Source organism: Dyadobacter sp. (assembly GCF_039919315.1).
Classification (GTDB): domain Bacteria; phylum Bacteroidota; class Bacteroidia; order Cytophagales; family Spirosomataceae; genus Dyadobacter.
In genome coordinates this window covers 1-7,541 of the sequence record NZ_JBDSFX010000025.1, presented here as the reverse complement: position 1 = coordinate 7,541, position 7,541 = coordinate 1, and the positions used below count along the sequence as shown (strand labels likewise).

Sequence of the window (7,541 nt, the reverse complement as noted above, 5' to 3'; positions counted from 1 at the left end):
AACCTGTAATTTTGTCCTTTTGTATTGAACTGGCTTTAAATTCTGAAATGAACAACTCTGAATGGTTCAAAGCTATCTGAATAGCCAGCATCTCATTTTGATATAATTTATTCTCCGTTTCAGCAGGTAATGAATTTTTAAACACTTCTATTAATTCTTCCTGTAAGGGGACCTGATACCTGATTATAATTTCAACAGGTATACAATTATAATCAAACCATTTGTGTCCCTGATGCACAATATATTTCCATTCAGCAGAGCGCGTAGATAAATATATTTGGGCACCCGTTTCAATAATACCCACAGGGATCTTAAGGTTGTTAGCCAGGCAAGTCCCGCTGACATACAGGTATTGCTGAAAGCAAATATAATTTGGGCTGACCAGCTTAGAAAGATTCAAAAAAGGGTACCTTAAAGTAAGCGATATTTAAGGTAGTAAATTATACCCTAATATTATCGTTTAATTGTATAATTAAATACTAAAAAGTACCCTTAACCTAACTTTGTCATTTTTGCTATGATTTATGCCTATATCCGGGTTTCCACAGACAAGCAGACCGTAGAAAACCAACGCTATGAAATTTTAAAATATTCATCAAAGAAAAGGATACACGTTGATGACTGGATTGAAGAAGTTGTAAGTGGCAGCAAGCGCCCGGAAGACCGTAAGCTGGGCAGTGTTTTAACAGGTTTAAAGAAAGATGACATATTAATAGTCAGTGAGCTTTCCAGGTTAGGAAGAAACCTGATGGAGGTAATGAGCATCCTGCATATTTGTATGCAGAAGGGAAGCAAGGTGTTTGCCATCAAAGAAGGGTACGAACTGGGCAATAATATTTCCTCGAAAGTATTGGCTTTTGCTTTTTCCCTTTCTGCTGAAATAGAACGCAACCTGATATCCCAGCGTACCAAGGAAGCAATGGCACGGATGAAAAGTGAAGGACTGAAGGTGGGCCGTCCGGCTGGCTCTTTATCGAAGCAGACAAAACTGACTGGCAAGGAAGATACGATCAGGGAACTACTGGACAAGAAAGTTGGTGTGTCTACAATCGGAAGGATCCTAGGCGTTAACCGGCTAACAGTTGAAAGCTACATAAGGACCAGAAAGCTTAGAGAAGATTAAAGTGTACGGCGAATTCCTGAATTCGTTTTGGCTAAATTCACGAATTTGTTTTAACCGCTACACAAGACCAGGTTCTCGATATGCAGATCGACGAGTTGAAGCTTGCGAAATGCCAGCAGATATTTCAGGAAAAGATCTCATCAGGCAAAGAGCGGCCACAGCTTTCGAAGATGCTGGAAATGCTTCGAGAAGGCGATACGGTTGTTGTATACAAGCTTGACAGGTTGGGAAGATCACTACGGGAGTTGATTAACCTGATAGCCCAATTTGAAGAAAGAAAAATTGCATTTGTTTCACTCAAAGACGCGATTGACACTTCGACAGCCCAGGGACGATTCTTTCTGAACATCTTTGCCTCACTCGCCGAATTTGAACGGGATATTATCCGGGAGCGTACGAAGGCAGGGCTTTCAGCTGCACGTGCACGCGGCCGCATGGGCGGCAAAAAGAAAGGACTTAGCCCGGAAGCAATTAAAAAAGCAGAAACTGCGGTGATGCTCTACAAGGAAAAGAAAACTGCTGAAGAAATTGCCGCCATCATTAGCGTAGGACGCACTACGGTTTACCGTTACCTGGAAGCTATGGGGCAAAAAAGAGTCTTGTAATCTCAATATTTCATCAGTTCGGAAGTCAAACGCTCTTGATTTAAATTCCTATTTTACTTTTGGCCCGAATCGATAGTTCCAACCGTCTTCCTAAATCAGAGGCTACGGGGCGATGCGCAGTATCAAGCTTTACAGGCAGCCCGACAGCGAGAGATTCAGCAAACCTGGCCGTTTCTTTATTCTCAACGGGCAGGCATTGAAGGAACGCTTTCCCAGGGAGTACGCGGGTTTGGCATGCGACGTTCGCGCTACGTGGGTCTGGCCAAAACGCATTTGCAACACATCTGTATCGCCACGGCAATCAATCTATACCGTATTGTTGACTGGATCAACGAAGTACCCTTGGCCAAGACTCGTCAGGCCTCCTTTTTGCGCTTGATGCCTCGATCGGTAGCCCTAGCGTGAATTCGCCAACAGTATTCATTTTAAGGAAAACCTCTATATGTAGGGTTAAAATAAAAGTTAGAAAGACAGCTGCGGTGGCCGTACAATCTTTAATTTAACCCAATCAGACAAAAAACTCACACAACCGTTCAGGCTGGTATATCATCGCTAGTGCTATTATCATCAGCTAGCAAGATTGCCTTGATCCTGTCAATATGCACCTGGGACAAGTCAGCTCTTTCCAATGCCGATTTGCTGATGGCCCCGGTTTGTTCCCTGGCAAAAGTGGTAAGCAAGTTCCTTCTCTCTTCAAACATGCGAAGGGCTGTCCACATAGTTTCTTCGATCTTCATGGTTTGTTCGGCCATCAATGCCTGTGCGGTATAAGCATGACCAACGTGGCAGCGGTACCGCGTCGAAGAACCCTTGTCCACTTTCCATAAAACGCCGCCACAACCCGGACAATTAAACGGTACCTGATCGCCTAAGGCATTAACGGCAGGTAAATCACTTAACACACGTTTGGCGATTTTCGCCTCGATCAATATGTCCTTGGGGGCTGGCTTCTTTTTCTCTGGTTTTGCTGCCAGTTGCTGATAAAGTAGACCGCCCATTTCAAGAAGGGGTACACAAAAATCCACTTTTACCTGGCTTAAAGCATTTGCGGGCATATCAGGATATTCTGCGTCTGCCGGGTCTTGGACAATACAGGTCCCACCGCACCTTTTGATAGCGATCATCCCGGCTGTTCCGTCATCCAGGTAACCGGTTAACAGGATCCCTATCACATTGCTGCCGAATACAACAGCCGCAGACCGGAACAACGGGTCAATCGCTGGACGGGCGCGGTTTTCCTGAGCCCCTTTGGTAATTAAAATACGCTTATCATCACCGATCATTAGATGATGGTCAGAAGGTGCCAGGTATAAATGCCCGTCTTCAAGACTGGCCCCACTAATGGCATGCTCGCATTTGATCTTACTGTGCTTATTGAGAGCGTCCAATAGCACATTGCCCGTAGCATCTGCTGAAATATGCTGGACAACTAATATCGGGGCTGGGAAATTCTCTTGCAGCTGGTTAATTAGTAATTTTACCGCATTAAGTCCACCGGCAGACGTGCCAATCACCACAACTTTTCCGGTCCGGCTTTTATTATTTACCTGCATAGCAACAATGATTTTCGAGAAATGTGAACAATGTTGGTAAACCACTTAAAAGATAACTTTCACCAACTAGCTAACCCTGCTGCAAAAACCCAGCCACAGGAAAATTGATCATGAATTTACTTCCAATACCCGGCGTGCTTTCAACGCGGATATTCCCACCAGCGGCGTTTATGATTTTTTTTGCCAGGTAAAGCCCGATCCCCTGGCCATCATGGTCAGTCTGAATCCTTCCGTATTTTTCAAATATTTTTTCGAAATTATCCGGGGCTATCCCGATACCATTATCCTGAACAGACAAAACGGTGAATTCAATTCCGGCCGAAGTTTGAATTGTGATAACAGGTGTCTGTTCTGAGCGGTACTTGATCCCGTTTGAAATCAGGTTGAAGACTATGCTCCTCAGGTTCTTTTTGGAAAAAAGGATTTGGGCCACTTTTAGATCGGTGTTGATAACAGCACCGCTCTGCTTTATCTTGTCACCCAGGCTCCACAGGATGTTATCTACAATTTCATTCAGGTCTACCACTTCTGTTGAAATTGCTTCGTCTTCAATTTTGGCCACAGCACCAATCTCTTTGATAAGGGAACTGAAATTTTCCACCGATTTGCGGATGATTGCTAAAAACGGTTTCAACTCGGGGTTGTCCACAGGCATGTCCTCCATTAAGCTAATGCTCGCTTCTATATTTCCCAGCGGTGCCAGCAGGTCATGGGAGGCCGTGTGCACAAAGTTGTCCAGGTCCGCGTTAATGCGGGTCAGGATTTCATTCTTTTTGTCCAGCTCGATCTGTATGTCTTTCAGTATGGTAATGTCATTGAAGGTAATAATTGCACCCGTCTTTTTATTGCCCACTTGCTGGATATAAGCCATCGTCATCACCTGGTACCATTTGCCGTCATTGGCCTGGATTTCCTTGGTAATAGAATACCCGTTATCAAGGACCTGGTTAATATCGTCAGCGAGCGTTTCAAACCTGAAATTGGTCGAAATATTACTGATGGGCCGCCCAATGTCGCTTTCCAGCAGGTTAATAAGCCGGACCGTACCAGGTGAAAACCGCATCAGGCGCAGATCCGAACTAATGAACAGCTGGCCGTTAATATTGCTTTTGAAGTAATTGTTCAAATCATCGTTAAGGCCTAAGAGCTCCTTGTTCTTCAACTGGTAGTCCGAATTGAGCGTATGCAGCTCCTCATTGATCGACTGCATTTCCTCATTGCTGCTCTGCATTTCCTCGTTGGCCGAGAGTAGCTCTTCATTAAAGGACTGCATATTCTCATGGAGGGCAAACAGCTTTTCACTGGCAGCGGCCAGTTGTTCTTTCAGTTCTTTGTTTTCCTGTTCCAAAAGCTTGGTGTAATCGTCCAGATAAAGCTTTTCGTCAAATACCATTGCATTTTCTGATGACTGGCCAGGGCTGTCGGCCTCAGTAAACTGTACCACCAAAAACCCATTGGGACGGCCTTTGTAAACCATGGGGCTAACCGTTAGGCTTACTTTGATCGTTTCCTGGTTTTGCTGGATAAGGATCCCCCGGACTATTGCTTTTTGGTGGGTTTCGCTGACCTTGTTACAGGCCGTCTTAAAAGCAATGCTTAAAGGGCCGGGCAAAAGCTCGGTCAGATCAGATGTAAAGTTCTTTTGATGCAGGAACCTGCCCGTGGGGCCATACGATTTAAGTACCCTGTTGTTTTTGTCAATACAAACAATCAAGCGCTGCTCTTCATTGAAAATAGTTTCGTTAATAGCTCCATCAAGCGTACGGTCAGGGTTTTTAGTGGTTTCAGGCTGAGAGAAGCCTAAGCTGACCGGTTTTGAAGTGTATTCCGGGAGGGTAAATGCCTCAAAACTAACAGGAGGGGTTGAATCCAGTTTCTTGTAAATCTTCGATTTCTTGTCGGTTACTTCCAGGGCTTGTAATATCGGCAAAGGGTTTTCGCTCGACCCTAGGAATAAAAAACCTTCCGGCTTAAGACCAAAGAGCAGCATCTGGTATATTTTCTGCTGTAAGGCGGGGGTCATATAGATCAACAGGTTTCGGCAGCTGATCAGGTGTATATTACAATAAGGTGGGTTTTTAACCAGGTCATGCCGTGCAAAAATGACCATTTTACGTATTTCCATTATTACTTTGTAGTCGTCCCCCTCCGGTATGAAGTACTTTTCCAGGAAAGTTTGTGGTATCTGGGACACGACAGCGGCAGTGTAAACTCCTTTACCTGCATGGGCCAGCGCAGCACCATCGATATCGGTACCAAAAATTTTTACTTCATGGTCTTTTATTTTTTCTCCCAACAGCTCACGGACCAACATAGCCATGGAATAAGCTTCTTCGCCGGTCGCGCAGCCAGTGACCCATACTCTGATTTCCTGGCGCGGAGCTAGATTGCTCACAATAGCAGGGAGTACCTGTTTTTCCAAGAAATCAAACGCTTCGGGGTCCCTGAAAAAGGCGGTCACGCTGATCAGAAAGTCATTGGCAAGCGCTTCTATTTCTTTTGGGTTTCCTTTGGCAAACTCCAGGTAGTTTTCAAGTTGCTCAAAGTTGTTATAGGCAGCCCTTCTTTTAATTCTTCTTAAAATGGTGGACTGCTTGTAGTCCGAGAAATCCAGTGGTAGCTGCTGGCTGATCAGATCGATCAACCCGGCCATATTTTCACCGTCAGAGATGCCTTCCGCCAGTAGTTCCATTTCCCGCTTGGCATAATCTTGTATAACGCCGGGTATGGCCTCGGGCTCTACCACAAAATCAACCATACCCGTGGCAATTGCATTGGAAGGCATGCTGTTGAATTCGGTGGTCTCCGGATTGCGGGCAATTATCATCCCTCCAGCCTTTTTAATGGCTTTCACGCCATTACTGCCATCAGAACCAAGGCCCGACAGGATTACCCCAATCGCCCTGGAGCCGCTGTCAGCAGAAAGTGAGGAAAAAAAAGTATTGATGGTCAGGCGGGGGCTTCTCACCTCGCTTTTATCACTTAAATATAAATGCCCCCCTTTTATGGTCATAAACTTATCGCCGGGGATCACATAGACGAAATTGGTTTCAACCAGCATACCGTCTGTTGCCTGCTGGCATGGCCAGGGCAAGAGCACAAGGAAAGCAAATTTCCAGACCCAAGCTACATACCACTAAGCTCAACCAGATCCTGGAACTGCAAAAAACTGGATTATCAATGAATCAGATCAGTATCCGGTCGGGAGTTGCTTACGGAACGGTGTATAATTATCTGGCTAAGAAAAAAGAATAATTCCAAACCGTGCGACGGTCGCCGCTATTTTTCACCGTCTGCGGCTGCGGTCCATTTGTAACTGGAACCTCAGTTATAAAAGAATCAATTACCCCACACTTTTTTGTGATGTACTCCCTGGCTCAGTTTGCTCCGCCGAAGGTGGCTCAAGTTGCCACTCATTTCTCATCTTATCCTTAAAATTGAAGCAAGGCACGGTTGTTGCAAGGTGAATATTATAATACTCGTACTTGTGAAAAACGGTCTTTTATATACTGGGGAAGAGCTTGCTATTGGTCTAAAAGACAATGATAGAACTGCTTATGAGTACTTCTATGACAGGTATGGACCTGCAATGTATGGGGTAATTTACAGGTTAGTGCTTAAAGATGAAATTGCAAATACGGTTATGATTGAGGCGTTTTTAGAATTTAAAATAGAAATGTGTAAATGCGAGTACAAAAGCGGGTCTATCCTTTCGGTGGCCTTAAATATATCGAGGAATAAGGCCCATCAATACATGGAAATGCTTTTGATAAGTAATGAAGACGAATTATAGTAAACCCCTTATCAGCTAATTGCTCCTGGAGGTACTAAATGAAGAACCATTAGAAAATGATTTAGTAAGTAGAAATGGAAAAAACGACTACCTGTATGCTTATTGACGATGATGATGATGAACATGAAATTTTCAGGGAAGCCCTTAGTCAAACGCTCTTACCGGTCAGATGTCTTTTTGCGTTCAACTGCCCTACGGCAATCAAATTAATAAGCACTGACGAAAAATCAATTCCTGAGTTCATATTTATGGATTGGAACCTGGGCGGCATCCAGGGAATGGACTGCCTAAACCAATTAAACAGGGTTATACCTGATAACTGCCAGCTTATTGTATATTCTGGCCTTATTTCACAACAAACACTCGATGAGTTGAAACAATACAATTATCATTTCTTCCAAAAACCGGGATCAATAAAATTGTTGGCAAAAGAACTTAAATTAATCTTTGAAACAGCATGCGCATGA

8 protein-coding genes and 1 pseudogene are annotated in these 7,541 nt (G+C 44.2%); 6 read left to right on the top strand and 3 right to left on the bottom strand.

The annotated features are described in order from the left end of the window. Positions 1-400, bottom strand: a 400-nt coding sequence (locus ABIO93_RS07555; protein ID WP_348066116.1) for a hypothetical protein, incomplete at its 3' end; no start/stop codon positions are given. 117 nt (positions 401-517) lie between these two features. Between ABIO93_RS07555 and ABIO93_RS07550 the strand changes: the two genes are divergently transcribed. The 3 genes and pseudogenes from ABIO93_RS07550 to ABIO93_RS07540 form a co-directional block, all read left to right on the top strand. Further along, positions 518-1,123 (top strand): master DNA invertase Mpi family serine-type recombinase, encoded by a 606-nt coding sequence (locus ABIO93_RS07550; protein ID WP_348066114.1) that lies wholly within the window; start codon positions 518-520, stop codon positions 1,121-1,123. Positions 1,124-1,158: 35 nt separating this feature from the next. Continuing rightward, positions 1,159-1,728, top strand: a complete 570-nt coding sequence (locus ABIO93_RS07545; protein WP_348066118.1) for a recombinase family protein — start codon at positions 1,159-1,161, stop codon at positions 1,726-1,728. A 72-nt stretch (positions 1,729-1,800) separates the two neighbouring features. Beyond that, positions 1,801-2,046, top strand: a pseudogene (locus ABIO93_RS07540) (transposase); the annotation flags it as partial. A gap of 215 nt (positions 2,047-2,261) precedes the next feature. Here the strand turns inward: ABIO93_RS07540 and ABIO93_RS07535 are convergent. Further along, complete coding sequence (locus ABIO93_RS07535) at positions 2,262-3,281, bottom strand: chemotaxis protein CheB (RefSeq protein WP_348066112.1); 1,020 nt, start codon at positions 3,279-3,281, stop codon at positions 2,262-2,264. A 70-nt stretch (positions 3,282-3,351) separates the two neighbouring features. Beyond that, the gene (locus tag ABIO93_RS07530; RefSeq protein WP_348066110.1) at positions 3,352-6,342 is read right to left on the bottom strand and encodes a CheR family methyltransferase; all 2,991 of its coding nucleotides are present in this window, start codon (positions 6,340-6,342) and stop codon (positions 3,352-3,354) included. 20 nt (positions 6,343-6,362) lie between these two features. On the opposite strand from ABIO93_RS07530, the gene ABIO93_RS07525 reads away from it, so the two are divergent. The 3 genes from ABIO93_RS07525 to ABIO93_RS07515 all read left to right on the top strand — a co-directional run bounded on the left by ABIO93_RS07525 (position 6,363) and on the right by ABIO93_RS07515 (position 7,541). Then, a complete protein-coding gene (locus ABIO93_RS07525) occupies positions 6,363-6,536 on the top strand; it encodes a helix-turn-helix domain-containing protein (protein ID WP_348066107.1) in 174 nt (57 codons plus the stop codon). 232 nt (positions 6,537-6,768) lie between these two features. Then, positions 6,769-7,074, top strand: coding sequence for a hypothetical protein (locus ABIO93_RS07520; protein WP_348066105.1), 306 nt, complete (start codon positions 6,769-6,771; stop codon positions 7,072-7,074). Between the two features lie 95 nt (positions 7,075-7,169). Further along, positions 7,170-7,541, top strand: a complete 372-nt coding sequence (locus tag ABIO93_RS07515; protein WP_348066103.1) for a response regulator — start codon at positions 7,170-7,172, stop codon at positions 7,539-7,541.

Excerpts from the sequence above, each read along its gene's own strand:
- ABIO93_RS07530 (WP_348066110.1), bottom strand. The coding sequence starts at position 6,342 with ATGCTGGTTGAAACCAATTTCGTCTATGTGATCCCCGGCGATAAGTTT.
- ABIO93_RS07550 (WP_348066114.1), top strand. The coding sequence starts at position 518 with ATGATTTATGCCTATATCCGGGTTTCCACAGACAAGCAGACCGTAGAA.
- ABIO93_RS07535 (WP_348066112.1), bottom strand. The coding sequence starts at position 3,281 with ATGCAGGTAAATAATAAAAGCCGGACCGGAAAAGTTGTGGTGATTGGC.
- ABIO93_RS07525 (WP_348066107.1), top strand. The coding sequence starts at position 6,363 with ATGGCCAGGGCAAGAGCACAAGGAAAGCAAATTTCCAGACCCAAGCTA.
- ABIO93_RS07515 (WP_348066103.1), top strand. The coding sequence starts at position 7,170 with ATGCTTATTGACGATGATGATGATGAACATGAAATTTTCAGGGAAGCC.